Source organism: Pseudomonas sp. PvP027 (assembly GCF_017833005.1).
GTDB lineage: Bacteria > Pseudomonadota > Gammaproteobacteria > Pseudomonadales > Pseudomonadaceae > Aquipseudomonas > Aquipseudomonas congelans.
This window is the reverse complement of the sequence record NZ_JAFIBK010000001.1, coordinates 4,594,300-4,607,871: the sequence shown is the minus strand read 5'-3', so window position 1 is coordinate 4,607,871 and position 13,572 is coordinate 4,594,300. Positions and strand designations below refer to the sequence as shown.

Below are 13,572 nucleotides of genomic sequence, written 5' to 3'. Positions count from 1 at the left end.
ATCTCGATATAAATAGAAAAAGAGGGGGAGACCCTGATGAATTACAACTGGGACTGGGGCGTATTCTTCAAGTCCACCGGCGTCGGCAGCGAGACCTATCTGGACTGGTTCATCTCCGGTCTGGGCTGGACCATCGCCATCGCTGTCATTGCCTGGATCATTGCCCTGATACTGGGTTCGGTGCTGGGCGTCATGCGCACCGTGCCAAACCGTCTGGTGTCGGGTATCGCCACGGTATACGTGGAAATTTTCCGTAACGTGCCACTGCTGGTGCAGCTGTTCATCTGGTACTTTCTGGTGCCCGACCTGCTGCCGGAAAACCTGCAGGAGTGGTACAAGCAAGACCTGAACCCGACCACCTCCGCGTTTCTCAGCGTGGTGGTCTGTCTCGGCCTGTTCACTGCTGCACGGGTCTGCGAACAGGTGCGTACCGGCATTGAAGCACTGCCAAAGGGCCAGGAATCGGCCGCACGCGCCATGGGCTTCAAGCTGCCACAGATCTACTGGAACGTGTTGTTGCCGCAGGCTTACCGGATCATCATCCCGCCGCTCACCTCCGAATTCCTGAACGTGTTCAAGAACTCATCGGTCGCGTCGCTGATCGGCCTGATGGAGCTGCTCGCGCAGACCAAACAGACTGCCGAGTTTTCCGCCAACCTGTTCGAAGCCTTCACCCTCGCGACCCTCATCTACTTCACGCTGAACATGAGCCTGATGCTGCTGATGCGTGTGATCGAGAAGAAAGTCGCCGTACCGGGACTCATCTCACTGGGGGGCAAATAAATGGACTTCACTGGAATCGTTCCAGCCATTCCCGGCTTGTGGAACGGCATGGTCATGACCCTCAAGCTGATGGCAATGGGTGTTGTCGGCGGCCTGGTGCTGGGCACGCTGCTGGCGTTGATGCGCCTGTCATCGAACAAGCTGCTGGCCAATGTGGCCGGCGCCTACGTGAACTACTTTCGTTCGATCCCGCTGCTGCTGGTGATCACCTGGTTCTATCTGGCCGTGCCGTTCGTGCTGCGCTGGATTACCGGTGAAGACACGCCCATCGGTGCGTTCGCCTCCTGCGTCGTGGCCTTCATGATGTTCGAAGCCGCGTACTTCTGCGAAATCGTCCGTGCCGGCGTGCAGTCGATCTCCAAGGGACAAATGGGCGCTGCTCAGGCGCTGGGCATGAACTACTCGCAGATGATGCGACTGATCATCCTGCCCCAGGCGTTTCGCAAGATGACCCCGCTGCTGCTGCAACAGAGCATCATTCTGTTTCAGGACACCTCCCTGGTGTACACCGTCGGCCTCGTCGATTTTCTCAACGCATCGCGCTCCAGTGGCGACATCATCGGGCGCGCCAACGAGTTCCTGATCATTGCCGGTCTGGTGTATTTCACGATCAGCTTTGCCGCCTCGCTGCTGGTGAAGCGTCTGCAAAAAAGGTTTGCCGTATGATTTCCATAAAAAACGTCAACAAGTGGTATGGGGACTTCCAGGTACTGACCGATTGCAGCACCGAGGTCAGCAAGGGCGAAGTGGTTGTGGTGTGCGGCCCGTCCGGCTCCGGCAAATCGACCCTGATCAAATGCGTGAACGCACTGGAACCGTTTCAGAAAGGCGATATCGTCGTCGACGGCACATCGATCTCCGACTCGAAGACCAACCTGCCGAAACTGCGCTCGCGGGTTGGCATGGTGTTTCAGCACTTCGAACTGTTCCCGCACCTGAGCATTGTCGAAAACCTGACCATCGCACAGATCAAGGTGCTGGGCCGCAGCAAGGCCGAAGCCACCGAGAAGGGTCTGAAGCTGCTGGACCGCGTCGGCCTTTCCGAGCATGCGCACAAGCACCCCGGTCAGCTTTCCGGTGGGCAGCAACAGCGTGTCGCCATCGCTCGGGCGCTGGCGATGGACCCGGTGGTCATGCTGTTCGACGAACCCACGTCCGCGCTCGACCCGGAAATGGTCAATGAAGTGCTCGATGTGATGGTGCAACTGGCTCATGAAGGCATGACCATGATGTGCGTGACCCACGAAATGGGCTTCGCTCGCAAAGTCGCCAACCGGGTGATTTTCATGGACAAGGGACAGATCGTCGAAGATTGCGCCAAGGAAGAGTTTTTCGGTGACGTCAGCGCACGCTCGGAACGTGCCCAGCAATTCCTCGCCAAGATTCTCCAGCACTAGGCAGTACTTTAACGGCTGCCCGCTCATCTGCGGGCAGCTGTTCGGTCCAGGACGACTGTGATGAAATGCGACCCCACTCTTTATCGCGCCGCCCCGCCATCACTCGCCGTGAAACCCCGTCTGATCCGTCAAGTGTTTTTACCGCCGCTGATCCTCATGCTGATGATCGGGCTGGGCTATATCGCCTATCTGGTCAGTGAACACAGCGCCATCAAGGGCCTGCGCGAAACCGGTGAGCGCCAGCTTGAGCTTCACGCCCGCACGGTCGAGAGCGAAATCAGCAAATACACCTACCTGCCCAGCGTGCTGGAGCTGGAGTCCAGCGTGTCGCAGTTGCTGAACGAACCGGGACCCGAGCTTCAGCAGCAGGTCAACCGCTACCTCGAAGGGCTGAATCGACGCAGCCGCAGTCGTGCCATTTACGTGATGGACACCACCGGACGTGTGCTGGCCACCAGCAACTGGCGCGACACCGACAGTTATCAGGGTGAAGACCTGTCTTTCCGTGCCTACTTTCAGGACGCCGTGCGCGGCCTGCCCGGACGTTTTTACGGCATCGGCACCACCACGGGCGAGTCGGGCTATTACCTGGCGCATGGGCTGGAGGACAAAGGCCGCATCATCGGCGTTGCGGTGATCAAGGTACGCCTCGAAGCACTCGAAGAACGCTGGCAGAGGGCGCGGCTGGAGGCGTTTGTCAGCGACGAGAATGGCATCATCATCCTCTCCAGCGACCCGGCCCGGCGTCTGAAATCAGTGCGCCCGCTCACTGCCGAGGTCAAGGAGCGTCTGGCTCGCAGCCTGCAATATTACTGGTGGCCGCTCGACGAACTGGTGCCACTGGAACGGGAAACCCTGTCAGAAGGCGTCGAAACGCTGGTGTTCCCCGCCAACATCAGTGTCGACCGCGAACACAAACAGGTCAGTTATCTGGCCCAGAGCCGCCCGTTGAGTGATACCGCCTGGCACCTGACACTGCTTACCCCGCTGGAGGATCTGCGCCGTGAAGCGGCCAATCAGGGCATGCTGGTCGCCGTGGCCTGCGCGCTGGTGACCTTTCTGCTGATCGCCTGGAACGAGCGGCGCAAGGTGATCTCGACCCGGCTTGCCGCCAGGGAAGCGCTACAGGCTGCCAACAACGAGCTGGAACGCAAGATCACCGAACGCACCGAACACCTGCGGGCCAGCAACGAACGCCTCAAGGCGCAGATTCGTGAACGAAGGCAGGCTGAAGACACCTTGCGCAAGGCGCAGGACGAGCTGGTCCAGGCCGGAAAGCTGGCCGCCATCGGCCAGATGTCGACCAGCATCGCGCATGAGCTGAACCAGCCTCTGGCCGCACTGCGCACCTTGTCCGGCAACACCGTGCGCTTTCTGGAGCGAGGTGCGCTGGACACCGCGAGTACCAACCTGCGCACCATCAATGATCTGGTCGACCGCATGGGCCGCATCACCGCCAGCCTGCGCGCATTCGCCAGGCGCGGCGACGATCAGGGCCAGGCGCAACTGAGCAAGGCTGTCGATGCGGCGGCGCAGTTGTTGGGTGTGCGTCTGGAGCAGTCAGGCCTGACGCTGCATCGAGATTTCGTCGATGCCACGCTGACCATCGACCAGACCCGTCTGGAGCAGATTCTGGTCAACCTGATCGGCAACGCACTGGATGCCATGTTCGACCAGCAGCAACCGGAGGTATGGCTCGCCGGGTCGGTTGTCGACGGCCGATACCGTCTGCGGGTGCGTGATAACGGGCACGGCGTCGACGCCGAGGCGCGCAAGCATCTGTTTGAACCTTTCTTCACCACCAAACCGGGCGAACAAGGCCTGGGGCTGGGCCTGACGCTGTCGGCGAGCCTTGCCGCCGCAGCCGGCGGCAGCCTGAGCGCAGAGCATCCGGAGGACGGCGGAACAACGTTTGTCCTGAGCCTGCCGTTCATTCCCGATGCCCGCCACCCGGACAGCCCGACATGAGACGACACCCATGAGCATAAACAGCGACCTGACTGTCCTGATCGTCGAAGACGATCCGCATGTATTGCTCGGCTGCCAGCAGGCCCTCGCGCTGGAAGACATCGCCAGCGAGGGCGTTTCCAGCGCAGAAGAGGCCTTGAAGCGCATCGGTGACAACTTCGCCGGTATCGTCATCAGCGACATTCGCCTGCCGGGCATCGACGGGCTGGAGTTGCTGAGCCGTCTCAAGGCCCGTGACAGCAGCCTGCCGGTGGTGCTGATCACCGGCCACGGCGACATCACTATGGCCGTCAACGCAATGCGTGATGGCGCTTACGATTTCATGGAAAAACCCTTTTCGCCCGAGCGTCTGGTCGACGTCACCCGGCGCGCACTGGAACAACGCGGGCTGGCCCGTGAAGTGTGGGCGTTGCGCAAGCAACTGGCCGAGCGCGATTCGCTGGAAGGCCGGATCATCGGCCGCTCCCCGGCCATGCAAAACCTGCGTGCCTTGATTGCCAACGTCGCCGACACCTCGGCCAACGTGCTGATCGAAGGCGAAACCGGCACGGGCAAGGAACTGGTCGCACGCTGCCTGCACGACTTCAGCCGGCGCAAGGACAGTCAGTTCGTGGCGCTCAACTGTGGCGGGCTGGCGGAAAGCCTGTTCGAGTCGGAAATCTTCGGCCACGAAGCCAACGCCTTTACCGGCGCGGGCAAGCGGCGCATCGGCAAGATCGAGCACGCGCACAACGGCACGCTGTTTCTCGATGAAGTGGAAAGCATGCCGGTCAATCTGCAGATCAAACTGTTGCGCGTCCTGCAGGAGCGAACCCTTGAGCGGCTGGGTTCCAACCAGAGCGTCGCCGTGGATTGCCGGGTCATAGCGGCGACCAAATCCGACTTGAATGCCCTGGGCAAGACCAATCAGTTCCGCAGCGACCTGTACTACCGCCTGAACGTCGTCACGCTTGAACTGCCACCCTTGCGTGAACGCCGCGAAGACATTCTGCAGCTGTTCGAACACTTTCTGCAGTTGTCGTCGTTACGTTTTGATCGCGAACCGCCCGTGCTGGATCGGCAGACCAGCTCGAACCTGATGAGCCACGACTGGCCAGGCAATGTACGCGAACTGCGCAACGTCGCCGAGCGCTTTGCCCTGGGCCTGCCAGCGTTCAAGCAGTCAGGCACGGTCAGTGAAAACCAGAGCCTGGGGTTTGCCGAAGCGGTCGAAGCCTTCGAACGCTCTCTGCTTGGCGACGCCTTGCAACGCAGCGGCGGCAACCTCAGCCAGGCCAGCCAGGAACTGGGCATGGCCAAGACCACACTGTTTGACAAGGTCAAGAAATACGGGCTTTGAGCACTGCGCCCGATCTTGAGGGTGCGGTGTAGCGCAGATCTGTGACGCAGAGCGCCATCCAATGCATTCCCACGCTGGAGCGTGCGGAACGATCAGTGCTCTAACATTATCGTGCCCATGCTCCGCGTGGGCATGCCGTTCCGGACGCTCTGCGTCCGATCCTGCGCAGCCAGCGGGTTACTTTGATTCGCTGACAATCTGGCGGATCGCGCTGACGAATACCTCGACCGGCTGACCGCCCGAGACGGCGTACTGATCGTTGAAGACCATGGTCGGCACGGACGTGATACCGCGAGACGTCCAGAGCTGCTCCGCCTCGCGAACTTCGGTGGTGTACTCGTCACTGTCCAGAATGGCCTGGGCACGCAGACGGTCCAGGCCAACCTTCTGCGCCACATCCGCCAGAGTCTGGTGATTGGACGGGTCTTTCAGGTCACTGAAATACGCCTCGAACAGCGCCTGCTTCAACGCATGCTGCTTGCCTTGCTGTTCGGCCCAGTGCAGCAGCCGATGGGCATCGAACGTGTTGTAGATACGTCGCTCACCCTTGGCAAAGGTGAAGCCGAGCTCGGCACCGCGCTCACGAATGGTCTCGTGAATACCCTCGATCTGTTCCGGCGTGGAGCCGTACTTTTCGGCAATGTGCTCTTTGATGTCCTGGCCTTCGGCAGGCATGTTCGGGTTCAGCTCGAAAGGCTGGAAGTGAATGTGCGCTTGCACCTCATCCCCCAGCGCCTCCAGCGCCTGATCCAGCGCGCGCAGACCAATGACGCACCAGGGGCAGGAAACATCGGAGATGAAGTCGATCTTCAGTGCAGTTGTCATATCGGCCCTTTTCGGTAAGCAAAGGTCACACGATACACCTCTGCCCATGCCTGACAACCGGGCAGACTTACAACTGAGCCAGGTTGCGACCGTCTTCATGCTGGGCTTTAAGGTACGGCAGCACTGCACCGAGCAACGGAGCCTTGAAGGCTTCCTGAAAACGATGCGCCAACCCCGGAATCAGGCGCAGCTGACTACCCTGAATGTGCGCGGCCACATGCACACCATGCATGACTGGCAACAGCGGGTCAGCCGTGCCATGAACCACCAGTACCGGCAGACGCAGGCGGTTCAGCAGCTCCACGCGGCTGGGCTCGGCCAGAATCGCCATGATCTGGCGTTTCACGCCCTCGGGATTGAACGCCCGGTCATATGAAACAGCCGCCTGATGCAGCAACTGCTGGCGATCGTCCTTGACCTGCGGGCTGCCCAGCGCCGCAAGCAGATCGGCCTGCTGCTCGATTGCTACTTCCCGGTTGGGCGCGCCGCGACGCGCCAACAGTTGCATCAGCGCGGTACTGGGCATAGGCAAACCCTGCGCACCCGAACTGGTCATGATCAGCGTCAGGCTTTCGACCCGGGATGGCGCCAGATCAGCGAGGTGCTGGGCGATCATGCCGCCCATGCTCGCGCCCAACACGTGAAACTGGCGAATCTGCAACGCATCCATCAGACCCAGCGCATCGTCGGCCATATCAGTCAAGGAATACGGCGCCGAGACAGGCAGGCCGAGTTTATAACGCAGCACTTCGAACGTCAGATTGGCATCGGCTGGCTGTTGCACCCACGAAGACAGACCCACATCGCGATTGTCGTAGCGAATCACCCGATAGCCCTGCTGACACAAGGCGACCACGACCTCATCCGGCCAGTGAATCAACTGCCCACCCAGCCCCATCACCAACAGCAAGGCAGGGTCGGACTCGCTACCAATACTCTGGTAGGCAATCCGTACTTCCTTGAGGTCGGCCATCTGTACAGGAACATCGGTATCACAACGATCGGCCGCAAAAGACCGCAAGCCGCACAGAAGCGCGGCCAGAAAAATTAAAACCCGCATGAAAAACACCAAAAAACAGAACCCCAGTAGGCCGCGAGTCTGATGATGTTTTTCCAAGCGCGCTGCCACACTTGCGTGACAGTTTGATGAATGGCGCTGAGCGGTCGTTAATCGAGTGTTGCGTTACGCGGCCACCTGATCCGCCATCATCAGGTTTTCCCCAAAACGGGCGCGCGCTTCGAGCAACGATTCATGGTGCCAGTTCGAATGCGTATCGCACTCGCCCAGGGACAGGACCTTGTAAACCGGCAGACGATCAAACACCGGGGCCATCAGCTCCGGTTCGGTCACGCTGTCCAGATGCAAACCCGCAACCGGCAGCAAGGTAGCGACACCCAGGTTGGCCCGCAGGTCACCGTGATAGAGGCCGATGAGCTTCTTCAACGGCGAATACTGGAGAATGTGGTAGGCACGTTCGAAGGCGTTGCTCCATGCCAGTGGCAGATCGAGCGCCAGGATCGGTTCGTCGATCTGGATCCACTCGACACCACGCGCAGCCAGCCGCCCGAAAATCTCGCCGTAGACAGGGAGCAGATGCTCCAGCAGGTCAAGACGATCCACCTCATCACCCTGAACGGCACTCAGCCAGAGCAGTGTCAGAGGGCCGATCAGTGCAGGTTTGCGGCCTTGCTCGCAGGCGTCGCCGACGCTCGCCAGCAGCGGCGCCCAAGCGGGCTGGAAACGCTGGTCGCGTTTCAGGTGCGGTACCTGCTGCGGATAACGCGCCATCAACCAGGTGCGCAGTTCGGTACCAGTGGTCGCAACACCCTGATCCTGTTTCCAGAAAGCCTGCAGAGCGTGCTGCAATTCACGGTCTGCGCCAATGTGAAAATAGTCAGGGTGTTGAGTCAGGGCCACGATGCGTCCTCCATAAAAGATGGGGCTATTGTCGACAGCTGACCCAACATGAGACAAACTCATTTTTTTCGTGTTGATCACAAATACTGCTCATGGAGCACTGACCGTGCTTGAAATACGTCACCTCAAAACCCTGCATGCCCTGCGCGAGGCCGACAGCCTTGTGGAAGCAGCCGAACGCCTGCACCTGACGCAATCGGCGCTCTCCCATCAGTTCAAGGAGCTGGAAGAGCGCATGGGCATGCCGCTGTTTGTGCGCAAGACCAAACCGGTGCGGTTTACCAGCGCCGGTTTGCGCCTGCTGCAACTGGCCGACTCCATGCTGCCGCAACTGCGCAGTGCAGAACGCGACATCGCCCGACTGGCAGGCGGCACTGCGGGACGGCTGCACATGGCAATCGAGTGCCACAGTTGTTTTCAGTGGCTGATGCCGACCATCGACCAGTTCCGCGATGCCTGGCCCGAGGTCGAACTGGACCTGTCTTCCGGCTTCTCGTTCGCGCCCTTGCCTGCCCTGGCGCGTGGCGATCTGGATCTGGTGGTGACCTCCGACCCGCTGGAATTGCCCGGCATCACCTATGTGCCGCTGTTTACCTATGAAGCGATGCTGGCGGTAGCCAACCAACATGCGCTGGCAACCAGGCCCTACGTCGTTGCGGAAGACTTGCTGACTGAAACGCTGATCACGTACCCGGTGGAACGCGACCGGCTGGACATCTTCACGCGCTTTCTGGAACCCGCCGACATCGAACCGGCACAGGTACGCACATCGGAACTGACGGTGATGATGATGCAACTGGTCGCCAGCGGGCGCGGGGTCTGCGGCATGCCGCACTGGGCGCTGCATGAATACAGCTCACGCGGCTATGTAAAAGCCAAACGGCTGGGCGAGAAAGGACTGTTTGCAACGCTCTACGCCGGTATCCGCGCCGACATGCTCGACGCCCCGTACATGCGCGATTTCCTGCTGACCGCCAAGGACACCTCGTTTTCGACGCTCGACGGGGTGAGTGTGGTGCGCTGACATGGGGTTTGCTGACAATGTCGTCCTGCACCACGATGCAGGACGACTGCGCCATTCAGCTACGTGCTGCCTGCCGCTTCAGATACAGCGGCAGGATCAGATCGCGGGTCAACGGAGCCAGCTGCAAACCCGCATGACTGTCCGCGTCAACCCATAGCACTTCCTCGATCTCGGCGGCAGGCACTGCCTGAGCGTCTGTCCTGACCTCATACAACTGACAGTTGACCTCGAAACCGGGCTCGTTGGCGGCGGGTGCCGTGAACTCACCGAGAAATACCGCCTGCGCCGGATCGACGATCAGTCCGAGCTCTTCTTCGAGTTCTCTGGCCAGCGCCTGTGCTGCCGGTTCACCCGGCTCGATCTTGCCGCCGGGCTGCATGAAGGCCTGGGTACCACGCTTGCGCACCAGCAGGGTCCGGCCATCTGCGCCGATCAGCAGCGCAGCCGCGATGCGGATGATCTTCATGCGAAGATCTCCGTTTTCAGCAGACGCGCCTGATCGGCCCGTTCCAGCGCCAGAACGATCAGGCGATGAATCAGTTCGGCGTACGACATACCGCTGGCCTGCCAGAGCTTGGGGTACATGCTGATGGAGGTGAAACCCGGCAGCGTGTTGACTTCGTTGATGATGATGTCGCGTCCTTCGGTGATGAAGAAATCGACCCGCGAAAGCCCTGCGCAACCCAGCACCTTGTACGCTTGCAACGCGACGTCACGAACCTGATCGCTCAGATCGGCAGGCATCTCGGCGGGGATGGCGATGCGTGCCTGATCGCCGTTCAGGTACTTGGTGTCGTAGGCATAGAATTCATCATTGGCAATCACTTCGCCACAGACACTGACCTGCGCATCGAAGTTACCCAGTACGGCGCACTCCACTTCCCGGCCAACGATGCCCTGCTCGATCAGCAGCTTGTGATCGAACTCGAAACCCAGCGCCAGTGCCGCCACGAAACCAGCCTCGTCAGACACCTTGCTCACGCCCACCGATGAACCCTGGTTGGCCGGCTTGACGAACATCGGCAGGCCCAGCTGTTCGGCCGCCTCCTTGAAAGAGAGGCTTTCTCCACGCGACAAGACCCTGAACGGCGCGACGGCAATGCCCGCATCGCGCAGCAGACGCTTGGTCACGTCCTTGTCCATACAGGCCGCAGAGGACAGCACATCGGCGCCGACAAAGGGCACGGCCAGCATGCGCAGCAGGCCCTGCAACGCACCGTCTTCACCAAAAACGCCGTGGATCAGCGGGAATACCACATCGATAGCTGCCAGTGGCTGGCCTGACTCGACCTCGACAAACTGCCCACCGATGCTGCCCGGCAGCAAGGACAATGGCTTGCCTGATGCGCTCAGTTTGATCCGTGCAGGATCAGTGGCATTGAGCAGGTAATCGGCTTCGTCGAAATGCAGCCAGCGGCCCAGCTTGTCGACGCCGATCAGGGTCAGCGCATAGCGTTCACGATCAATCGCATTGATCACGTTGCGTGCCGACTGCAACGAAACCTCATGCTCGCTGGATTGCCCACCGAAAACGATGGCGACTGACTTTTTCAAAGCGGTTACTCCTGTTTTTCAGGCCGCGAAGATAAAAGCAATGTCGGCTGTTAGTCCAGTAGATGATTGGCCGTAGGCCTGAAATTCAGACAAAAAAATCCCGGTGGTGGGCAATCCATGCGAAATGCCCACGACCGGGAGGTCAGACCACTCATTGAGCGGCTGCGGTTTCTTTCTTGCCAGCGGAGCCAAAGGTGGCGAAACGCTTGTTGAAACCCGCGATCCGGCCTTCGGTGGTGGTCTTGCGCTGCTGCCCGGTGTACATCGGGTGCGAGGCGCTGGAAACGTCGAGCGCAACATAAGGATAGGTAGCGCCGTCGGTGTGCTTTTGCGTGCGGTCTGTATCTACGGTCGAGCCGATCAGAAAGTAGACGTCGGCAGCGGTGTCGTGGAACAGCACGGTGCGGTATTGAGGATGGATATCGGGCTTCATCGTGATCTCTCCGGTGAGTTGACTTGAATAGTTATACAGTAACATAACGGAAGATGAGAATGATTGCTGTTGATTGCCATCATCGGTGAGGTTGATCGAACACGCACATGGCGCCGCTGTCGGCGGGAAGCCACTGGACCGCCCGGCCCAGAGACATTCTGTAATATCGCGCCTTTGCAATTGCCCTCGATTAGCGGCACCCTGCCGCGCCGCCGAACGTCACTCGTCGCTGGCCTGGAACCTGAGCCTCTGTGGCCTATCTTTACTCATTAGCACTTTCAAGAGTCCACCGTTATGAATAACGGACGCGATCATCGAATCGACTTCTTTCGCGGCCTGGCGCTGATCTTCATATTCTGGGATCACGTGCCGGACAATCCCCTGGCGCAACTGACCGTACGCAACTTCGGCTTTAGCGACGCAGCGGAAATCTTCGTTTTCCTCGCCGGTTACGCGTCGATCCTGGCCTACGGACGGATCGCCCGACGTGACGGCATGCTGGTGGCTGGCGTACGGATCCTGCGCCGGACCTGGGTGCTGTATGTGGTGCACATCTTTCTGCTGACCCTGCTGATGGGCATCGTCTTCGTCGCCAACAATCACGTCGAAACGCGCGACATGGTCCAGCAGATGGGCCTTGAATACTTCGTCGGCAACCCGCAACAGGCACTGGCCGATGAACTGCTGTTGCGCTTCAAACCGAACCTGACCGACCCGTTGCCGCTGTATATCGTGCTGTTGCTGACCTTGCCGCTGACCCTGCCATTGATGCTGCGCAAACTCGAGGTGGCAGTCGGCCTGTCGATTGCCCTGTACCTGATGGTGCCATTGTTCGGCTGGAACCTGCGCGCCTACGAAGGCGGCGGTGTCTGGTACTTCAACCCGGTCGCCTGGCAACTATTATTCGTACTCGGCGGTGCGTGCGCGTTGCGCAGTGAAACAGCCACAACAGCTGAGCGCCCGCCGTTGCGCCAACAGCCTCTGTTCATGCTGGCCGCCTTCTACGTGATGATCGCCGGAGTCCTGACCTTCAGCGAAAAATGGCCCGACCTGCACGCCGCGTTGATCTCCAGCCTGCACCTTGAAAGCCTTTACCCGATCAGCAAGACCGATCTTGCGCCAGCCCGATTACTGCACTTCCTTACTTTGGTCTACGTCGTCGCGCGACTGCTGCCAACCTCAAGCACCTGGCTTGAAAACTGGCCCGCGCGCCAGACCTGTCGCATGGGCCGCTATTCGCTGGAAGTCTTCTGCCTGGGCGTCCTGCTCGCGCCACTGGCAGACATGGCCAATGCACTGGCAGGCGATACATGGCCCATGCAAGTGACGACGGCGATTGTCGGGTTGGGATTGATGATGTTGATGGCCAATGGGCTGGAGTTGAATAAGCGGTTGGGAAAATCGCCAACGCTTTTGGCCACTTGAGAACAGCGTCACAGTGGGGTGCCCTCTCGGAAATTTCCTACTGGTTTATCAGGCCAAGTTTTGCTGAGGACTGCCGTTAGCAATTTAACTTACTACCGGCGAGTCCTTGGCATGAACATAAATTCTTCAATCCTAACGTTACAGAGCCAGCTCGGTACACTGAGCAGTCGTACATCCGCGCCACCTGAAAACGCAAATAATGAAACTGCAAAGCCGGCTATAAAACAACGCAACCCTAATGAAGAGTTCTACCGCTATGAGGACTCTCCTTGGCTAACAAAAAACTCAAGAGGTGAAATTGCATCATTCTACAAGATGCTTCCCAAAGAAGATCTTGATGACCTTAGAGACAAATACCTGAAGGAGCTAATCAAAACATCGAACGCAGAAATGTGCCGCATGTTCGACAATTACCACGAATTCAAACAACAGCTTCCTTATTTAAATCTGGAGCTGTCAAACAAGCACTTTGGCTTCACACTGGGCTTCAATCAGGAGATTCAGGTTACAGATCCTGATGGCGTACTCACCCCCGCAGAATTCAGCTATCTGACCGAGAAGTTGAACGAGCGTCAGTCACTGAAAGACGACCTACGTAAAAATGCTAAAAGCGTCATGGAACTTGTAGACCAATATACGGAAAAACTTGACAACCGCCACACGCTTAACCTAGAGAATTACAGCAAGATTATTGACTACGGACAGGTATTCAGCCGCAACCACATCGGCAATTTCATCAACACGATTCTTTATCAAGTGGAGCGTAATGCGCCGAAGCGTGAGGATGAGCACAGGTCTATAATTGACACTCACGCTTGATTTATACACGATTAGGACTCTACCGAGTCCTAATCTTTCAGCAATAGGAAAAGGCATTTTTTGTTAGGCGCAGCAGCCTTGCTTGCA

At 58.9% G+C, this 13,572-nt stretch carries 14 protein-coding genes; 8 read left to right on the top strand and 6 right to left on the bottom strand.

The genetic code is table 11. The annotated features are described in order from the left end of the window. Positions 1–36 precede the first annotated feature (36 nt). From JOE33_RS19995 to JOE33_RS19975, 5 genes are read left to right on the top strand one after another with little or no spacing between them, the layout of a single operon-like run. A complete protein-coding gene (locus tag JOE33_RS19995) occupies positions 37–783 on the top strand; it encodes an amino acid ABC transporter permease (protein ID WP_003363624.1) in 747 nt (248 codons plus the stop codon). Then, on the top strand, positions 784–1,449 hold the full coding sequence (locus JOE33_RS19990; RefSeq protein ID WP_002554865.1) for an ABC transporter permease subunit: 666 nt from the start codon (positions 784–786) through the stop codon (positions 1,447–1,449). Continuing rightward, on the top strand, positions 1,446–2,180 hold the full coding sequence (locus JOE33_RS19985) for an amino acid ABC transporter ATP-binding protein (RefSeq protein WP_003412939.1): 735 nt from the start codon (positions 1,446–1,448) through the stop codon (positions 2,178–2,180). The genes JOE33_RS19990 and JOE33_RS19985 overlap by 4 nt, the downstream gene beginning before the upstream one ends. Before the next feature lie 60 nt (positions 2,181–2,240). Further along, a complete protein-coding gene (locus JOE33_RS19980) occupies positions 2,241–4,148 on the top strand; it encodes an ATP-binding protein (RefSeq protein ID WP_209924123.1) in 1,908 nt (635 codons plus the stop codon). A gap of 10 nt (positions 4,149–4,158) precedes the next feature. Next, positions 4,159–5,487: a sigma-54 dependent transcriptional regulator gene (locus JOE33_RS19975; protein WP_096103196.1), complete on the top strand. Its 1,329-nt coding sequence runs from the start codon at positions 4,159–4,161 to the stop codon at positions 5,485–5,487. A gap of 177 nt (positions 5,488–5,664) precedes the next feature. Here JOE33_RS19975 and JOE33_RS19970 read toward each other — a convergent pair whose 3' ends face one another. From JOE33_RS19970 to JOE33_RS19960, 3 genes are all read right to left on the bottom strand, one after another. Then, positions 5,665–6,312 carry a DsbA family oxidoreductase gene (locus JOE33_RS19970; protein WP_032614878.1) on the bottom strand — a complete coding sequence of 216 codons (648 nt, stop codon included), beginning with the start codon at positions 6,310–6,312 and terminating at the stop codon, positions 5,665–5,667. A gap of 67 nt (positions 6,313–6,379) precedes the next feature. Then, positions 6,380–7,372, bottom strand: coding sequence for an alpha/beta hydrolase (locus JOE33_RS19965; protein ID WP_187625207.1), 993 nt, complete (start codon positions 7,370–7,372; stop codon positions 6,380–6,382). A gap of 123 nt (positions 7,373–7,495) precedes the next feature. Further along, the gene (locus tag JOE33_RS19960) at positions 7,496–8,230 is read right to left on the bottom strand and encodes a 5-methyltetrahydropteroyltriglutamate--homocysteine methyltransferase (RefSeq protein WP_187625206.1); all 735 of its coding nucleotides are present in this window, start codon (positions 8,228–8,230) and stop codon (positions 7,496–7,498) included. 106 nt (positions 8,231–8,336) lie between these two features. Here JOE33_RS19960 and metR point away from each other — a divergent pair, with 106 nt between their 5' ends. Then, a complete protein-coding gene (gene metR, locus JOE33_RS19955) occupies positions 8,337–9,254 on the top strand; it encodes a transcriptional regulator MetR (protein ID WP_122579545.1) in 918 nt (305 codons plus the stop codon). Positions 9,255–9,309: 55 nt separating this feature from the next. Here the strand turns inward: metR and JOE33_RS19950 are convergent, their stop codons facing one another. From JOE33_RS19950 to JOE33_RS19940, 3 genes are all read right to left on the bottom strand, one after another. Beyond that, positions 9,310–9,720, bottom strand: coding sequence for an NUDIX domain-containing protein (locus tag JOE33_RS19950; RefSeq protein ID WP_057457065.1), 411 nt, complete (start codon positions 9,718–9,720; stop codon positions 9,310–9,312). Next, entirely contained in the window at positions 9,717–10,808 is a 1,092-nt protein-coding gene (gene ddlA, locus JOE33_RS19945; RefSeq protein WP_187625205.1) for a D-alanine--D-alanine ligase, read from the bottom strand. The genes JOE33_RS19950 and ddlA overlap by 4 nt, the downstream gene beginning before the upstream one ends. 151 nt (positions 10,809–10,959) lie before the next feature. After that, positions 10,960–11,241, bottom strand: coding sequence for a type B 50S ribosomal protein L31 (locus JOE33_RS19940; protein WP_187625204.1), 282 nt, complete (start codon positions 11,239–11,241; stop codon positions 10,960–10,962). Positions 11,242–11,535: 294 nt separating this feature from the next. Between JOE33_RS19940 and JOE33_RS19935 the strand changes: the two genes are divergently transcribed. Continuing rightward, positions 11,536–12,666 carry an OpgC domain-containing protein gene (locus JOE33_RS19935; protein WP_187625203.1) on the top strand — a complete coding sequence of 377 codons (1,131 nt, stop codon included), beginning with the start codon at positions 11,536–11,538 and terminating at the stop codon, positions 12,664–12,666. A gap of 111 nt (positions 12,667–12,777) precedes the next feature. Then, positions 12,778–13,485: a hypothetical protein gene (locus JOE33_RS19930; protein WP_032614874.1), complete on the top strand. Its 708-nt coding sequence runs from the start codon at positions 12,778–12,780 to the stop codon at positions 13,483–13,485. The last annotated feature ends 87 nt before the right edge of the window (positions 13,486–13,572 follow it).

What these genes read in the sequence shown, in the direction of transcription:
- JOE33_RS19985 (WP_003412939.1), top strand. Translation starts at nt 1,446, where the DNA reads ATGATTTCCATAAAAAACGTCAACAAGTGGTATGGGGACTTCCAGGTA.
- JOE33_RS19965 (WP_187625207.1), bottom strand. Translation starts at nt 7,372, where the DNA reads ATGCGGGTTTTAATTTTTCTGGCCGCGCTTCTGTGCGGCTTGCGGTCT.
- JOE33_RS19930 (WP_032614874.1), top strand. Translation starts at nt 12,778, where the DNA reads ATGAACATAAATTCTTCAATCCTAACGTTACAGAGCCAGCTCGGTACA.
- JOE33_RS19940 (WP_187625204.1), bottom strand. Translation starts at nt 11,241, where the DNA reads ATGAAGCCCGATATCCATCCTCAATACCGCACCGTGCTGTTCCACGAC.
- JOE33_RS19975 (WP_096103196.1), top strand. Translation starts at nt 4,159, where the DNA reads ATGAGCATAAACAGCGACCTGACTGTCCTGATCGTCGAAGACGATCCG.
- JOE33_RS19980 (WP_209924123.1), top strand. Translation starts at nt 2,241, where the DNA reads ATGAAATGCGACCCCACTCTTTATCGCGCCGCCCCGCCATCACTCGCC.
- JOE33_RS19935 (WP_187625203.1), top strand. Translation starts at nt 11,536, where the DNA reads ATGAATAACGGACGCGATCATCGAATCGACTTCTTTCGCGGCCTGGCG.
- JOE33_RS19990 (WP_002554865.1), top strand. Translation starts at nt 784, where the DNA reads ATGGACTTCACTGGAATCGTTCCAGCCATTCCCGGCTTGTGGAACGGC.
- JOE33_RS19950 (WP_057457065.1), bottom strand. Translation starts at nt 9,720, where the DNA reads ATGAAGATCATCCGCATCGCGGCTGCGCTGCTGATCGGCGCAGATGGC.
- JOE33_RS19995 (WP_003363624.1), top strand. Translation starts at nt 37, where the DNA reads ATGAATTACAACTGGGACTGGGGCGTATTCTTCAAGTCCACCGGCGTC.
- JOE33_RS19970 (WP_032614878.1), bottom strand. Translation starts at nt 6,312, where the DNA reads ATGACAACTGCACTGAAGATCGACTTCATCTCCGATGTTTCCTGCCCC.